Below are 14,309 nucleotides of genomic sequence, written 5' to 3'. Positions count from 1 at the left end.
CGGATGTCCAAGATCAGCCAGGATAGGGATCACTCGCACGCTGCATCCGCAATCCACTCCCCCACCAATGCAATTCACGAATCATCTTCTCGCTGGCATCGATCGCAATCGAATCGACGCCGTACGGCTCGTGTCCGAATTGCTTGCGTACCCGGTGAATGGTCACGCTTTGACGCACCGAGACCATGTGCAGCTCCGCCACTACTTGCCTCAGTTGTTCGACGGCCCGAACACCACCTGAAATCCCGCCGTAGGACACGAATCCGATCGGCTTGGCACGCCACTCGTGTTTCACGGAATCGAATGCGGTCTTGAGGGCAGCCGGGTACCCGTGGTTGTATTCGGAGGTCACAGCAACAACAGCATCGGCTCGTCCGATTCGCTGGCGGAAAACCTCCGTGGCAGGTGAATCCGAGAAATCCTGGGGCAACGACAGCTCTCTGAGATCGATCACCGATACGTTCCACGACGGGTTCGCGGTTGCGCGCTCGACAAACCAATCCGCCACTGCTCGTCCTATTCGCCCCTCGCGGACCGAACCTACGATGACTTCGACCTTCAAAGGTGCCATGAACGTCGATGCTAGCGACTCGTCACGCAGTGATCCCGTCCGTGATGAGTGCGGCCAGTTCCCGATACGCGCTGGCATCGTCCAACCCGGTAGCCCGATAGACCGCGCGTTGCTGGATCCGAACCATTGTCGCTGCGGCCGCATCAGCGACAAATGACGCGTGTACCCGCCGGAATGCGCCCGAATCCACTCCCTCGACGATGAGCGCTCGCACACGATCCGCGGCGATCGACGTGTTCTTCTCGTAAACCTGACTCGCCGACACCGATTCAGCCAGGTCTTCCATGAATTGACGGGACGCCGCGGTCAGTTGATCACCGACTGCTTCGAGATACACCGCAACTCGACGAGTGGGTGTCGACTCGGCAGCGACGGCACTCTCCACCGCATCGGTCGCCGCACGGAAGAAGTGCACCGTCACAGCCCGCACCAGATCCTCTTTGCCGGCCGCCACGGTGTACAAGGTGCTCTTGGAGCAGTGCAGACGAGCTGAGATCTCGTCGAGCGTGAGGTGGGCGAAACCCTCGCTCAAGAACAGTTCGACCAATTGATCGAACAACTCTGCCCTGCGCGCAGTCGTCTTGTGAACCAGCCTTGCCATACGCAAGACAGTACTGCAGTATCGTTCCCAGTACTACTACCTAGCTAGGAGCCGACCGTGCCCGTCGAACGCCTGATGCCCAGCCAAGAAGCTCGCGATCTCATCGAACTGACGCGTGATGTCGCGGACAAGGTACTCGCGCCCAAGGTCAACGAATACGAGAAGGCCGAGAAGTATCCCGAAGGCGTGTTCCCCGCACTCGGACAGGCAGGCCTGCTGAGCCTTCCGTATCCCGAGGAATTCGGTGGCGGCGATCAGCCGTACGAGGTGTACCTCCAAGTCCTCGAAGAGATCGCCTCGCGCTGGGCAGCGGTTGCAGTGGCGGTGAGCGTGCACAGCCTCTCGTGCTTCCCACTGTTCACCTTCGGCACCGACGAACAGAAGGCCCGCTGGCTGCCGGACATGCTGGGCGGCAACACCATCGGCGCATACAGCCTTTCCGAAGCGCAGGCCGGATCCGACGCCGCCGCATTGTCGTGCAAGGCGACGGCCACCGACGGTGGCTACCGCATCAACGGCTCGAAGGCCTGGATCACCAACGGCGGCAAGGCAGACTTCTACAACCTCTTCGCCCGCACCAGTGACGACGGCTCTCGCGGCATCTCCTGCCTCCTGGTGGACAAGGACACCGAAGGCCTCAGCTTCGGCAAGCCCGAGGAGAAGATGGGACTGCGCGCGGTCCCCACTGCATCCGCGAATTACGACGACGCCTTCGTCCCTGACGAGCGGTTGATCGGTCAGCGCGGCCAGGGATTGCCGATCGCCTTCAGCGCGCTCGACTCCGGCCGACTCGGAATCGCTGCTGTTGCCGTCGGAATCGCTCAGGGCGCACTCGACGACGCGGTCGCCTACGCGAAGGAGCGCAAGGCATTCGGCAAGCGGATCATCGATCACCAGGGACTCGGATTCGTGCTCGCGGACATGGCGGCCGCAGTTGACTCCGCTCGCGCCACTTACCTCGATGCAGCCCGCCGCCGCGACGCCGGAGTTCCGTACTCGCGCAACGCCAGCGTCGCCAAACTCGTTGCCACCGACGCAGCAATGAAGGTCACCACCGACGCCGTTCAAGTGTTCGGCGGGTACGGCTACACCCAGGACTTCCCCGTCGAGCGCTACATGCGCGAGGCCAAGATCACGCAGATCTTCGAGGGCACCAATCAGATTCAGCGTCTGGTCATCGCGCGCCAATTGGCGGGATAGTCGTCTACATGAAATGCCCTCCCACGCAGAGTGGGAGGGCATTTTGTATCGAGGCGGTCAGTCGCCGCAGCACCCGCCCGAAGACGGAATCTCGCGGGTTTCACGGGTAATCGCGTTGCGGGCAGCCAGTTCCGAGTAGTCGGGGTAGTCCACGCGAACCAACGAAAGTCCGTGCGCCGGCGCAACGAGGATCGAACTCGACCGCGACGTTTCGTCGAGCAAACCTGCCACCCAGTCGGCGGTGCGGCGTCCCTCACCGACCGAGAGGACTGCCCCGACAAGACTCCGGACCATCGACCAGCAGAACGCATCGGCATTCACGTACGCCGTGAACACCGTGCCCTCCTGCGCCCAGTCGAAGCGTTGCAGCTCCCGCACCGTCGTAGCGCCTTCTCGACGCTTGCAGAATGCCGCGAAGTTGTGCAGGCCCAGAAGCCGATTCGACGCTTCTTGCATCGCTGCGAGATCGAGTGGTTTGGGGTACGACACCGTATCGCGTGCGCGTAGGGGTTCCACTCCGAATGCCGCGTTGGTCACCCGGTACTCGTAGTAGCGTCGCATCGCCGAGAAGCGCGCATCGAAGTCACCCGGAACCACCGAGATCTGTTTGACCCGAACGTCCTTGGGCAGGAAGCGTGCAAGTCTGCGCACGAGTCGCGACGGATCGTCGGGGAGCAACTCGCTCGGGACGTCGACGTGCGCTACCTGCCCCGTGGCGTGAACGCCGGCGTCCGTGCGACCGGCAACAGTCAGCTGAACCGGTTGCCGTAGTACCGTTCCCAACTTGCCTTCGATCTCACCGCACACGGTGCGCAGATCGGTTTGACGGGCCCAGCCCGAGAAGTCGGTGCCGTCGTAGGAGATGTCCAGCCGCAATCGAACGAGCCCGCCGTCCCCGATGGGGGCGGCGGGCTCGTTCGATTCAGCGTGTGCCGAAACCAAGGGAGACTAGTCCTTCTTGGCCTCTTCGGCCTCGGGAGCGTCGGCCGCAGTTGCGGTCTCGTCCTCGATGGCCTCGACGACTGCGTCAGCGTTCTCGACCTCAGCCTCGGTCGCGTCGGCCTCTACGGCCTCGACGACGTTCTCTGCGGCGGGAGCTTCCTGCGAGGACTTGACGCGACGAGCGCGGTCAGCCTCGGAGGTGACGGTCTTTTCCTTGACGAGCTCGATGATTGCCATCGGAGCGTTGTCGCCCTTGCGGGGGATCGTCTTGATGATGCGGGTGTATCCACCGTTACGGTCCGCGTAGAACGGGCCGATCTCGGCGAACAGGGTGTGAACGACATCCTTGTTGCGGATGACCTTCAGCACCTCACGACGGTGAGCCAGCGTGCCGGCCTTCGCGTGCGTGACGAGCTTCTCGGCGTAGGGGCGCAGTGCCTTGGCCTTGGACTCGGTGGTGGTGATGCGACCGTGCTCGAAGAGCGCGGTAGCCAGATTGGCGAAAATCGCCTTCTGGTGGGAAGCCGACCCGCCGAAGCGGGCACCCTTCTTGGGCTTGGGCATGATGATCTCCTAGTAAAGGACCTGAGCTGCTACAGCTGTTCGGTCTCGGCGTAGTCCTCGGTACCTTCGGCATCGCCGAAGGAACCGGCATCAGTGTCACTCCACGTTCCGGTGGCGGCGTCGTAGCCGGCAACGGTGGTGGGATCGAAGGATGCGGGGCTGTCCTTGAGGGACAGGCCGAGCGAATGCAGCTTGACCTTGACCTCGTCGATGGACTTCTGTCCGAAGTTGCGGATGTCGAGCAGATCGGACTCGGTACGGCCGACAAGCTCACCGACGGTGTGAACACCTTCGCGCTTGAGGCAGTTGTAGGAGCGGACCGTGAGGTCCAGATCCTCGATGGGGAGTCCGAAGGAAGCGATGTGATCGGCCTCGGCGGGCGAGGGTCCGATCTCGATTCCTTCTGCTTCGACGTTCAGCTCACGGGCCAGGCCGAAGAGCTCAACCAGGGTCTTGCCCGCCGAAGCGAGCGCGTCCCGTGCGGTGATGGAGTTCTTCGTTTCCACGTCGAGAACGAGCCGATCGAAGTCGGTGCGCTGTTCGACGCGAGTGGCCTCCACCTTGTAGGTGACCTTGAGCACCGGCGAGTAGATCGAGTCGACCGGGATACGGCCGATCTCTGCGCCGGACGCCTTGTTCTGGACGGCGGGGACGTAGCCACGACCGCGCTCGACAACGAGCTCGATCTCCAGCTTTCCCTTGTCGTTCAGGGTGGCGATGTGCAGATCAGGGTTGTTCACGGTGACGCCTGCCGGGGGCACGATGTCGCCTGCAGTAACAGCGCCGGGGCCCTGCTTGCGGACGTACATGGTGACCGGCTCGTCCTCTTCGGAGTTCACGACGAGGCCCTTGAGGTTCAGGATGATGTCGGTGACATCTTCCTTCACTCCCGGGACGGTGGTGAACTCGTGGAGAACGCCGTCGATACGGATGCTGGTGACAGCAGCGCCGGGGATCGACGAGAGCAGCGTGCGGCGCAGCGAATTGCCGAGCGTGTACCCGAAACCTGGCTCCAGGGGCTCGATGACGAACTTCGAGCGGTTATCAGCGATGACCTCTTCGGTCAGCGTGGGTCGCTGAGAAATGAGCATTGGTATTTCCTCCTGTACGGACGTCCACTATTTGACGCCCACGATGGGAAAGGGCCTGCGGCCCTGTGAGTGGTTGAGGAGTCCGGAGACTCCTCAACCACTCACGGGGTGCGAAGCGCCTTACTTCGAGTAGTACTCGACGATGAGCTGTTCCTGCAGAGCGATGTCGATCTGCGCGCGCTCGGGAAGCTGGTGAACCAGGATCCGCAGACGCGAGCCGACAACCTGCAGCCACCCGGGAACCGGGCGATCGCCGACGGTCTCACGCGCAACCTGGAACGGAAGCGTGGAGAGCGACTTCTCCTTGACATCGATGATGTCGTACTGCGAGACGCGGTAGCTCGGGATGTCGACCTTCTTGTTGTTCACGAGAAGGTGACCGTGCGTGACCAGCTGACGTGCCTGACGGCGCGTGCGAGCGAGGCCTGCGCGGTACACGACGTTGTCGAGACGCGACTCGAGGATGCGAAGCAGGTTCTCGCCGGTCTTGCCGGGGCGGTTGTTCGCCTCCTTGTAGTACAGGCGGAACTGCTTCTCCATGACGCCGTAGGTGAAGCGAGCCTTCTGCTTCTCCTGCAGCTGGAGCAGGTACTCGCTCTCCTTGATACGCGCGCGGCCGTGCTGTCCGGGCGGGTACGGGCGACGCTCGAATGCCTGGTCGCCTCCAACGAGGTCGACGCGCAGACGACGCGACTTGCGGGTGATGGGTCCGGTATAACGTGCCATTTTCTTCTACCTATCCTTCCCGCTATACCCGACGCCGCTTGGGCGGACGGCAGCCGTTGTGCGGCTGGGGGGTTACATCGGAAATGGTGCCGACCTCGAGGCCAGCAGCCTGGAGGGAACGGATTGCGGTCTCGCGACCGGATCCCGGTCCCTTGACGAAGACGTCAACCTTCTTGACACCGTGCTCCTGCGCCTTACGGGCAGCGCTCTCAGCAGCAAGCTGAGCGGCGAAGGGAGTCGACTTACGCGATCCCTTGAAGCCGACGTGTCCCGAAGACGCCCAGGAAATGACATTTCCGGCGGGGTCCGTGATGGACACGATGGTGTTGTTGAAGGTGCTCTTGATGTGAGCGGCGCCGTGCGGGATGTTCTTCTTATCCCTGCGACGCGTCTTCTGGGTCTTCTTCGGACCGGTGCTACGTGACTTCGGGGGCATTACTTCGCCTTCTTCTTGCCGGCAATGGTGCGCTTCGGACCCTTACGGGTACGGGCGTTGGTCTTGGTGCGCTGACCACGCACGGGCAGACCACGACGGTGGCGCAGGCCCTGGTAGCAGCCGATCTCGATCTTGCGACGGATGTCGGCCTGAACCTCGCGGCGAAGGTCACCCTCGACCTTGAGCGACTCCTCGATGTACTCGCGGAGCTTTGCCAGGTCCTCGTCCGAGAGGTCCTTGCTCCGGAGATCCGGGCTGACGCCGGTGGCGTCAAGGATTTCCTTGGAGCGGGTACGGCCGATGCCGTAGATGTATGTCAGTGCGATCTCCATACGCTTTTCGCGAGGAAGATCAACACCAGAGAGACGTGCCATGGTGGCATTTCCTTATCGGTGTGCGGAGGTCTGCTCCCAGCCCTTCCCCTGTGCCTCTTGCCGAGTACCGACGCCCGAAGGCGCAGATGATCTCATCAACTAACTCAGTGGGGCCCCGGCCTCCGTGCCGGGGGTGAACCATTGTCCGACCTTGGCGATCGGTGAACGATCGCGTGGGGTCTCGTCGACAATGGCTGGTACTGGGAGGTCTTCTTTGCTTGTTGCCAAGCAGATCTTCGAAAAGCTAGATCTAGCCCTGACGCTGCTTGTGACGCAGGTTCTCGCAGATCACCATGACTCGACCGTTACGGCGAATCACTTTGCACTTCTCGCAGATCTTCTTGACGCTCGGCTGAACCTTCACGTCTTCTGATCTCCTGTTTTGTCGCAGCCCGCCGCGATGAACCGCGGCAGACATACTTCTCCCTGACCCAGGTCAGGTCCGGGAAGTTCGTTACTTGTAGCGGTAAACGATGCGTCCGCGCGACAAATCGTAGGGCGAGAGCTCCACGACAACGCGATCTTCCGGGAGGATGCGAATGTAGTGCTGACGCATCTTTCCGCTGATGTGGGCGAGGACCTTGTGGCCATTCTCGAGCTCAATGCGGAACATCGCATTGGGCAGCGGCTCGACTACTCGTCCTTCGACCTCGATGGCCCCGTCTTTCTTAGCCATATCCTCCGCGATCCGTTTGGTTTGGCATGCTTCGTGCATCGGCTTCCGTTACATTGGCACGCAATGGAAAGATCGTCGGCACTTCGGGGGCCCGATCCCGGAGCGATCCGGGCGTAGGCACACGAACTATCGACGCGCATAGCGCACCGCCTAGCCATGTTACGCGATGTAAACGACCAGGCCAAATGCGCCTCCGGTCAGGGTGACGACGCACACCGCTCCCCCATCGAAAAAGTCCCAGCCTCGACATGAGGCTGGGACTTCTCGAACGTGAATCATGCTCGCTGCCAACACTTGTCAGCGACGGCGTCAACTACTCCGGCCGGAGTGTCAGAATCCGCGGACCTTCCTCGGTCACAGCGACAGTGTGTTCCCAGTGCGCCGCCCGGGACCCGTCGGTCGTCACAACGGTCCAGTCATCGTCGAGAATCACCGTGTCGGTGGTGCCGAGCGTGAGCATCGGCTCGATCGCGAGGCACGATCCGACAACCAGTTCAGGACCCTTACCCGGGGCACCTTCATTGGCGAGGAACGGATCCATGTGCATTTCCCGACCGATTCCGTGTCCACCGTATCCGTCGACGATGCCGTAGGAACGACCGTGCAACTTCTCGGCGGCATGAGTACCGACCTCGATCGCGTGCGAAACATCCGTCAGACGGTTACCGGCGATCATCGCCGCGATCCCGGCTTCCATCGAAAGCCGAGTAGCTTCGCTGAGTTCCTGATCGGCGACGCTGATCTCACCGACACCGAACGTCCAGGCAGAGTCACCGTGCCAACCGTCGAGGATCGCGCCACAGTCGATGGAAACGAGGTCGCCTTCAGCCAGGATGTCCTGAGCTGAGGGGATCCCGTGAACGACGCGATCGTTGACCGAAGAGCAGATCGAACCGGTGAAGCCGTGGTACCCGAGGAACGAGGGCACGGCGCCGGCGTCACGAATGACCGATTCTGCGACCGCGTTCAATTCCAAAGTGCTGACACCGGGCTTTGCCGCAGCGCGCACCGCCACCAGGGCCGAACCCACGATCGCACCGGCGGCAGCCATCGCGTCGAGTTCGCCCGCGGAGCGGAACGGAACAACCTTGCGTTTACGCCCGAAGACCATTACTTACCCAACGCTGCCAGTGCGCGTGCGTTGACCTCTTCGACCTCGCCGATCGCGTCGACGGAGACGATGCTGTCCTTGTAGTAATCGAACAGCGGTGACGTCTCGTCGCGGTAGACCCGGAGTCGGTTGCGAATGACGTCCTCGGTGTCGTCTGCACGACCGCGGGCGAGCATGCGCTCGACCACGATGTCCTCGTCGACAACAAAAGAGAGGACACCGTCGAGCTTGGTGTCGAGATCCTTCAAGATTCCCTCGAGTGCCTGAGCCTGTTCGACCGAGCGCGGAAATCCGTCGAGAAGGAAACCGTTTGCTGCGTCCGGTTCTGCGACGCGAGCCTTCACCATGTCGTTGGTGATCGAACTCGGTACGAGTTCGCCGGCGTCGATGTACTTCTTTGCTTCCACACCGAGAGCGGTGGCCTGACCGATGTTCGCGCGGAAGAGATCACCCGTGGAGATATGGGGAACGCCGAACTTCTCGGACAAGATAGCGGCCTGGGTGCCCTTGCCGGCACCGGGAGGACCAAGGAGGACAAGTCTCACTTGAGGAACCCTTCATAGTTACGCTGCATTAGCTGACTCTCGATCTGCTTCACGGTGTCCAGGCCGACGCTGACCATGATCAGCACCGCGGTGCCACCGAACGGCAGGTTCTGCGCGCCGCCGCCATTCCCGATGTCGAGGAACAGGTTGGGCAGAACAGCAATGGTGCCGAGGTAAATCGCACCCGGAAGGGTGATGCGACTCAGCACGTAGTTGAGGTAGTCCGCGGTCGGCTGACCTGGTCGGATACCGGGGATGAAGCCGCCGAACTTCTTCATCTCGTCGGCGCGCTCTTCGGGATTGAAGGTGATGGCGACGTAGAAGTACGTGAAGAAGACGATCAGGCCGAAGTAGATCGCGATGTACACCGGGTTGGCCGGGTTCACCAGGTAGGTGTTGATGAGGCGCTGCCACCAACTCGGGTCGACCGCTGTACTGGCCGAAGTCAGCTGTGCGATCAAGTTCGGGAGGTACAGCAGTGAAGACGCGAAGATCACCGGGATGACGCCGGCCTGGTTCACCTTCAGAGGCAGGTACGTCGAGGATCCGCCGTACATCTTGCGTCCGACCATCCGCTTTGCGTACTGAACCGGGATCCGGCGCTGACCCTGCTCGACGAAGACGACACCGGCGATGATCAACAGCGCTGCGAGGCAGACGAAGGCGAAGACCAGTGGACCGCGGCTGTCGAGAATCGACTTGCCCTCGCTCGGGATACGCGATGCGATACCGGCGAAGATGAGGAGCGACATACCGTTGCCGACGCCGCGTTCGGTGATGACCTCGCCGAACCACATCACCATGGCAGCACCGGCAGTCATGACCAGCACGATGATGGCAAGACCGAAGATCGACTTGTCGGCGATGATGTCGTCACAGCCCTGGAGCAACTGTCCGCGTGCCGCAAGAGCGACGATGCCGGTCGACTGCAGGATTGCCAGAGCGATGGACAGGTAACGCGTGTACTGCGTCATCTTGGCCTGACCGGACTGGCCTTCTTTTCGAAGTTCCTCGAACTTCGGGATCACCACGGTCAGCAGCTGCACGATGATGCTTGCCGTGATGTACGGCATGATGCCGATCGCAAAGATCGACATCTGCAGCAGAGCGCCACCGGAGAACAGGTTGATCAGCGAGTAGATACCTGCTGAGTCACCGGAGTTGGCGATATCGATGCACTGACGCACGCGGCCGTAGTCGACACCTGGGGACGGAATGAGAGCGCCGACCCGATACAGAGCCACCAAGCCGAGGGTGAAGAGGATCTTCCGCCTCAGGTCTGGGGTCCTGAGGGCCGAGACGAAGGCGGAAAGCAAAGATCCTCCTGGCACGACGGTAGGGAGACAGATCGTTTGACCTGTCGAACTTTTGAACTCTAACAGTGAGCATTTGGGAACTAAGCGGGCAGACCACGAAAACCGGGTAAGCCGAAGATACATTTGCCACTCGGTGACCAGAATACTGGCCCATCCGAGGCATGCACGACCAATCTGTGACAAGACCTGGTAGACGCCGATGGCCGCAGCGCAGCAAACGCTGCGCTGCGGCCATCGGACTAGCTACGCGTGATTACTCACAGCTCGGTGGCGGAACCACCGGCAGCAGCAATCTTTTCCTTGGCGGAACCGGTGAACTTGTCGACGGTCACCTGAACGGCAACTGTCAGTTCGCCGTCGCCCAGAACCTTGACGAGCTGGTTCTTGCGGACTGCGCCCTTGGCAACGAGATCCTCGACCGTGATTGCTCCACCTTCGGGGAACAGACGGGCGATGTCGCCGACATTGACGACCTGGTACTCGGTGCGGAACGGGTTCGTGAAGCCCTTGAGCTTGGGCAGACGCATGTGAAGCGGCATCTGTCCACCCTCGAAGCCCACGCGCACGGTGTTACGTGCCTTGGTGCCCTTGGTACCGCGACCTGCGGTCTTACCACGCTTGCCGCCCTCACCGCGTCCAACACGAATCTTGTTGGACTTGGATCCCGGAGCGGGGCGCAGGTGGTGCAGTTTGATGGTCATGGTTAGACCTCCTCAACTGTTACGAGGTGGCGCACCACGTTGATCAGACCGCGGTTCTGTGCGTTGTCCTCACGAACAACGGTCTGACGGATGCCCTTGAGACCGAGCGTGCGCAGAGAATCCTTCTGGTTCTGCTTGGTCCCGATGATGCTCTTGATCTGAGTGACCTTGAGATCTGCCATTACTTCACACTCCCAGCAGCCTGTGCGCGAGCGCGAAGCATGCCGGCGGGTGCAACCTCTTCGAGGGTGAGGCCGCGGCGAGCCGCAACTTCCTCGGGACGCTGCAGACCCTTGAGCGCAGCAACGGTCGCATGCACGACGTTGATGGCGTTGTCGCTACCGAGCGACTTCGACAGGATGTCCGCGATACCAGCGCACTCCAGCACGGCGCGCACAGCGCCACCGGCGATAACACCGGTACCGGGGCTTGCCGGGCGAAGCATGACGATGCCGGCAGCAGCCTCACCCTGAACGGGGTGAGTGATGGTGTTGGCGATCATCGGGACGCGGAAGAAGCTCTTGCGAGCCTCCTCGACACCCTTCTGGATGGCCGCGGGAACTTCCTTGGCCTTTCCGTAGCCGACGCCGACCAGTCCGTTGCCGTCTCCGACGATCACCAGAGCGGTGAAGCTGAAGCGACGACCACCCTTGACGACCTTGGAAACGCGGTTGATCGTGACAACGCGCTCGATGAACTGTGACTTCTCCGCAGCGTTTCCGCCACGGCCACCGTCGCGACGGTCACGGCCGCCACCACGGTTGTCCCCACGAGCGTTGCTGTTGTCACCGCTGTTGGGGCCATTCTGTCCGGCGGGTCCGCTTCCGCCGTCACGCCTTTGACGTCCCGGCATCAGGCTGTCCTTCCGTTGAAAATGTTGGTCATCAGAACTTCAACCCGCCTTCGCGAGCCGCGTCTGCCAGGGCCGCGATGCGACCGTGGTAGCCGTGTCCGCCGTGGTCGAAGACAACTGCTTCCACGCCGGCAGCCTTGGCGCGCTCGGCGATCAGCTGACCGACCTTCGCGCTCGCAGCCTTCTTGTCGCCTTCTGCCACGCGCACGTCTGCTTCGATGGTCGACGCGGAGGCCAGGGTGTGGCCGGCCAGGTCGTCCACGAGCTGGACGTGGATGTGGCGCGAGGACCGGTTGACGACCAAGCGGGGACGCTCGGGCGTGCCGGAGACCTTCTTGCGGAGACGGAAGTGACGACGCGTCTTCGAGAGACGACGCTTGGTGGACGCATCCTTGCCCAGCGGAATCCGCTTGGCTTTCTGGTTTGCAGTCTGGCTCATATCACTTACCCGTCTTTCCGACCTTGCGGCGGATCTGCTCACCCTCGTAACGCACGCCCTTACCCTTGTACGGGTCCGGACGACGGAGACGACGGATGTTGGCCGAGATCTGCCCGACCTTCTGCTTGTCGATGCCGGACACCGAGAACCGGGTGGGCGACTCGACGACGAAGGTGATGCCTTCAGGAGCCTCGATCGGCACCGGGTGGCTGAAGCCGAGCGCGAACTCGAGGTCCTTGCCCTTCAGTGCCACACGGTAACCAACACCGTGGATCTCCATCTTCTTCGTGTAACCCTCGGTGACACCGGTGATGATGTTCGCAACCAGGGTCCGCGACAGACCGTGCAGCGCGCGGCTACGACGCTCGTCGTCGGGGCGCGTGACGCTCAGCGAGCCGTCCTCTGCCTTTTCGATTGCGATGGGCTCGGAGATGGTCAGCGCGAGGGTGCCCTTGGGACCCTTGACGGTGACATCCTGGCCGCTGATCGTGACGTCAACGCCCGCGGGGACGGTGACCGGAATCTTTCCAATACGCGACATTGTGGTGGCCTCCCTTACCAGACGTAGGCGAGGACTTCCCCGCCTACTCCTTGATTGGCCGCCTGGCGATCGGTGAGCAGACCGGACGACGTGGAGATGATGGCCACGCCGAGGCCTCCGAGGACCTTGGGCAGGTTGGTGGACTTCGCGTAAACCCGGAGACCGGGCTTGGAAACGCGACGCACGCCGGCGAGGCTACGCTCGCGGCTGGGACCGTACTTCAGATCGACGATGAGGGTCTTGCCGACCTCTGCGTCTTCGGTACGGAAATCGGAGATGTAGCCCTCGCGCTTGAGGATCTCGGCGATGTTCGCCTTGATCTTCGAGTGGGGAAGCTTCACCTCATCGTGGTACGCCGTGTTGGCGTTGCGCAGACGCGTCAAGAAGTCTGCGATGGGGTCAGTCATGGTCATAGGTCGACCTCGACACCTTTCTCGCTGTGGTTCCCATGCAACACCGGACGAATCCGATCGTGGGCCTCCAGCAATTCGGCTGGGCCGTCCGACTTGTGTCAGACGGCGTAAGTTACCGCACCGAGCTGAACGCATGCGTCAGCCACGGCAACCGCTCTAGTGTAGGGAACTTTGGCGCAGGTGTCCACCGGGATGCCACGTCGGCTCCCCCACCGCCACCCGAAGGTCGCTGATCGAGAAGGTATCGACGCACCCCGAAATCTGAACTGCTCGTTCGGCACCGAAGAACGACATCGACGAACGATGATCGCTTTCAACCAGAGTCGCAGCGCGACAGTTCTTTTCAGGATCGGCGCGATACACAACTCGATGGAAACCACGAATGGACGTGGGTTCCAAAGGAACCCACGTCCATTCACATGCGTGGTGTGACGAAGCCCGAGGGCCTCAGATCACCAAGAGCTCTTGCGAACTCCGGGAAGCTCGCCGGCGTGAGCCATCTCGCGAACGCAGATACGGCACAAGCCGAACTTGCGGAACACCGAGTGCGGGCGACCGCACCGCTGGCAGCGGGTGTAGGCGCGAACCGCGAACTTGGGCTTCTTGTTGGCCTTGTTGACCAATGCCTTCTTAGCCATGCGCTCAGTTCTCCTTGAACGGGAAGCCGAGGTGCTTGAGCAGTGCACGGCCTTCTTCGTTGTTGGTTGCGGTGGTCACGACGGTGATGTCCATACCGCGGGGGCGATCGATCTTGTCCACGTCGATCTCGTGGAACATCGACTGCTCGTTGAGGCCGAACGTGTAGTTGCCGTTGCCGTCGAACTGGTTGCCCGAGAGACCGCGGAAGTCGCGGATACGGGGCAGAGCGACAGACACGAGGCGGTCCAGGAACTCCCACATGCGGTCGCCACGGAGGGTGACGCGTGCGCCGATGGGCATACCTTCGCGGAGCTTGAACTGCGCGATGGACTTACGTGCCTTGCGGATCTCGGGCTTCTGGCCCGTGATCAGCGACAGGTCATGGACAGCGCCGTTGATCAGCTTGGCGTCACGGGCAGCGTCGCCGACGCCCATGTTGACGACAACCTTGACGACGCCGGGGATCTGCATGACGTTCGAGTAGTCGAACTCGCTGTTGAGCGCGTCCTTGATCTCAGCGCGGTAGCGTGCCTTGAGGCGCGGCTGGACCTTGTTTTCGGTGGAGGTCAT

At 61.8% G+C, this 14,309-nt stretch carries 22 protein-coding genes; 1 reads left to right on the top strand and 21 read right to left on the bottom strand.

Features of this window, described 5'->3' with window-relative positions; translation table 11 throughout:
• Positions 1 to 13 precede the first annotated feature (13 nt).
• Positions 14 to 571, bottom strand: coding sequence for an NADPH-dependent FMN reductase (locus RE4_RS14400; protein WP_020906901.1), 558 nt, complete (start codon positions 569 to 571; stop codon positions 14 to 16).
• Positions 572 to 593: 22 nt separating this feature from the next.
• On the bottom strand, positions 594 to 1,172 hold the full coding sequence (locus RE4_RS14395; RefSeq protein ID WP_020969046.1) for a TetR/AcrR family transcriptional regulator: 579 nt from the start codon (positions 1,170 to 1,172) through the stop codon (positions 594 to 596).
• Between the two features lie 57 nt (positions 1,173 to 1,229).
• Between RE4_RS14395 and RE4_RS14390 the strand changes: the two genes are divergently transcribed.
• Positions 1,230 to 2,372 carry an acyl-CoA dehydrogenase family protein gene (locus RE4_RS14390; RefSeq protein WP_020906899.1) on the top strand — a complete coding sequence of 381 codons (1,143 nt, stop codon included), beginning with the start codon at positions 1,230 to 1,232 and terminating at the stop codon, positions 2,370 to 2,372.
• Positions 2,373 to 2,429: 57 nt separating this feature from the next.
• On the opposite strand, the gene truA is transcribed toward RE4_RS14390, so the two are convergent.
• The 19 genes from truA to rplE form a co-directional block, all read right to left on the bottom strand.
• A complete protein-coding gene (gene truA / locus RE4_RS14385) occupies positions 2,430 to 3,314 on the bottom strand; it encodes a tRNA pseudouridine(38-40) synthase TruA (protein WP_060938795.1) in 885 nt (294 codons plus the stop codon).
• A 6-nt stretch (positions 3,315 to 3,320) separates the two neighbouring features.
• Positions 3,321 to 3,878: a 50S ribosomal protein L17 gene (rplQ, locus tag RE4_RS14380; protein ID WP_020906897.1), complete on the bottom strand. Its 558-nt coding sequence runs from the start codon at positions 3,876 to 3,878 to the stop codon at positions 3,321 to 3,323.
• Between the two features lie 29 nt (positions 3,879 to 3,907).
• The gene (locus tag RE4_RS14375; RefSeq protein WP_003941016.1) at positions 3,908 to 4,969 is read right to left on the bottom strand and encodes a DNA-directed RNA polymerase subunit alpha; all 1,062 of its coding nucleotides are present in this window, start codon (positions 4,967 to 4,969) and stop codon (positions 3,908 to 3,910) included.
• A gap of 120 nt (positions 4,970 to 5,089) precedes the next feature.
• Positions 5,090 to 5,695, bottom strand: coding sequence for a 30S ribosomal protein S4 (gene rpsD, locus RE4_RS14370; protein ID WP_003940769.1), 606 nt, complete (start codon positions 5,693 to 5,695; stop codon positions 5,090 to 5,092).
• A gap of 22 nt (positions 5,696 to 5,717) precedes the next feature.
• Entirely contained in the window at positions 5,718 to 6,131 is a 414-nt protein-coding gene (gene rpsK / locus RE4_RS14365; RefSeq protein ID WP_003940683.1) for a 30S ribosomal protein S11, read from the bottom strand.
• Positions 6,131 to 6,505 (bottom strand): 30S ribosomal protein S13, encoded by a 375-nt coding sequence (gene rpsM / locus RE4_RS14360; protein ID WP_003940834.1) that lies wholly within the window; start codon positions 6,503 to 6,505, stop codon positions 6,131 to 6,133. Before rpsM ends, rpsK begins: the two co-directional genes overlap by 1 nt.
• 250 nt (positions 6,506 to 6,755) lie before the next feature.
• On the bottom strand, positions 6,756 to 6,869 hold the full coding sequence (gene rpmJ / locus RE4_RS30720) for a 50S ribosomal protein L36 (protein WP_003938068.1): 114 nt from the start codon (positions 6,867 to 6,869) through the stop codon (positions 6,756 to 6,758).
• A 90-nt stretch (positions 6,870 to 6,959) separates the two neighbouring features.
• Entirely contained in the window at positions 6,960 to 7,181 is a 222-nt protein-coding gene (gene infA / locus RE4_RS14350; protein WP_003418601.1) for a translation initiation factor IF-1, read from the bottom strand.
• Between the two features lie 313 nt (positions 7,182 to 7,494).
• Positions 7,495 to 8,292, bottom strand: coding sequence for a type I methionyl aminopeptidase (gene map / locus RE4_RS14345; protein ID WP_060938794.1), 798 nt, complete (start codon positions 8,290 to 8,292; stop codon positions 7,495 to 7,497).
• Positions 8,292 to 8,837, bottom strand: coding sequence for an adenylate kinase (locus tag RE4_RS14340; RefSeq protein ID WP_003940868.1), 546 nt, complete (start codon positions 8,835 to 8,837; stop codon positions 8,292 to 8,294). The genes map and RE4_RS14340 overlap by 1 nt, the downstream gene beginning before the upstream one ends.
• Positions 8,834 to 10,153, bottom strand: coding sequence for a preprotein translocase subunit SecY (gene secY / locus RE4_RS14335; RefSeq protein ID WP_020906895.1), 1,320 nt, complete (start codon positions 10,151 to 10,153; stop codon positions 8,834 to 8,836). The genes RE4_RS14340 and secY overlap by 4 nt, the downstream gene beginning before the upstream one ends.
• Before the next feature lie 257 nt (positions 10,154 to 10,410).
• Positions 10,411 to 10,854, bottom strand: coding sequence for a 50S ribosomal protein L15 (gene rplO / locus RE4_RS14330; RefSeq protein ID WP_019747555.1), 444 nt, complete (start codon positions 10,852 to 10,854; stop codon positions 10,411 to 10,413).
• A 2-nt stretch (positions 10,855 to 10,856) separates the two neighbouring features.
• The gene (rpmD, locus tag RE4_RS14325) at positions 10,857 to 11,036 is read right to left on the bottom strand and encodes a 50S ribosomal protein L30 (RefSeq protein ID WP_003940751.1); all 180 of its coding nucleotides are present in this window, start codon (positions 11,034 to 11,036) and stop codon (positions 10,857 to 10,859) included.
• Complete coding sequence (rpsE, locus tag RE4_RS14320; protein ID WP_003940718.1) at positions 11,036 to 11,707, bottom strand: 30S ribosomal protein S5; 672 nt, start codon at positions 11,705 to 11,707, stop codon at positions 11,036 to 11,038. The genes rpmD and rpsE overlap by 1 nt, the downstream gene beginning before the upstream one ends.
• 31 nt (positions 11,708 to 11,738) lie before the next feature.
• Positions 11,739 to 12,146 (bottom strand): 50S ribosomal protein L18, encoded by a 408-nt coding sequence (gene rplR / locus RE4_RS14315; protein WP_003940996.1) that lies wholly within the window; start codon positions 12,144 to 12,146, stop codon positions 11,739 to 11,741.
• 1 nt (position 12,147) lies between these two features.
• Positions 12,148 to 12,687 (bottom strand): 50S ribosomal protein L6, encoded by a 540-nt coding sequence (gene rplF / locus RE4_RS14310; RefSeq protein WP_003940970.1) that lies wholly within the window; start codon positions 12,685 to 12,687, stop codon positions 12,148 to 12,150.
• A gap of 14 nt (positions 12,688 to 12,701) precedes the next feature.
• Positions 12,702 to 13,100: a 30S ribosomal protein S8 gene (gene rpsH, locus RE4_RS14305; RefSeq protein ID WP_003940873.1), complete on the bottom strand. Its 399-nt coding sequence runs from the start codon at positions 13,098 to 13,100 to the stop codon at positions 12,702 to 12,704.
• 452 nt (positions 13,101 to 13,552) lie between these two features.
• Complete coding sequence (locus RE4_RS14295) at positions 13,553 to 13,738, bottom strand: type Z 30S ribosomal protein S14 (protein WP_003940698.1); 186 nt, start codon at positions 13,736 to 13,738, stop codon at positions 13,553 to 13,555.
• A 4-nt stretch (positions 13,739 to 13,742) separates the two neighbouring features.
• Positions 13,743 to 14,309, bottom strand: a complete 567-nt coding sequence (gene rplE, locus RE4_RS14290; RefSeq protein WP_003940924.1) for a 50S ribosomal protein L5 — start codon at positions 14,307 to 14,309, stop codon at positions 13,743 to 13,745.

Origin of the sequence: Rhodococcus erythropolis NBRC 15567 (assembly GCF_001552595.1) — a bacterium.
Taxonomy (GTDB): domain Bacteria; phylum Actinomycetota; class Actinomycetes; order Mycobacteriales; family Mycobacteriaceae; genus Rhodococcus_F; species Rhodococcus_F erythropolis.
The sequence above is the reverse complement of the archived record's forward strand: the minus strand, read 5'-3'. Positions and strand labels throughout refer to the sequence as shown.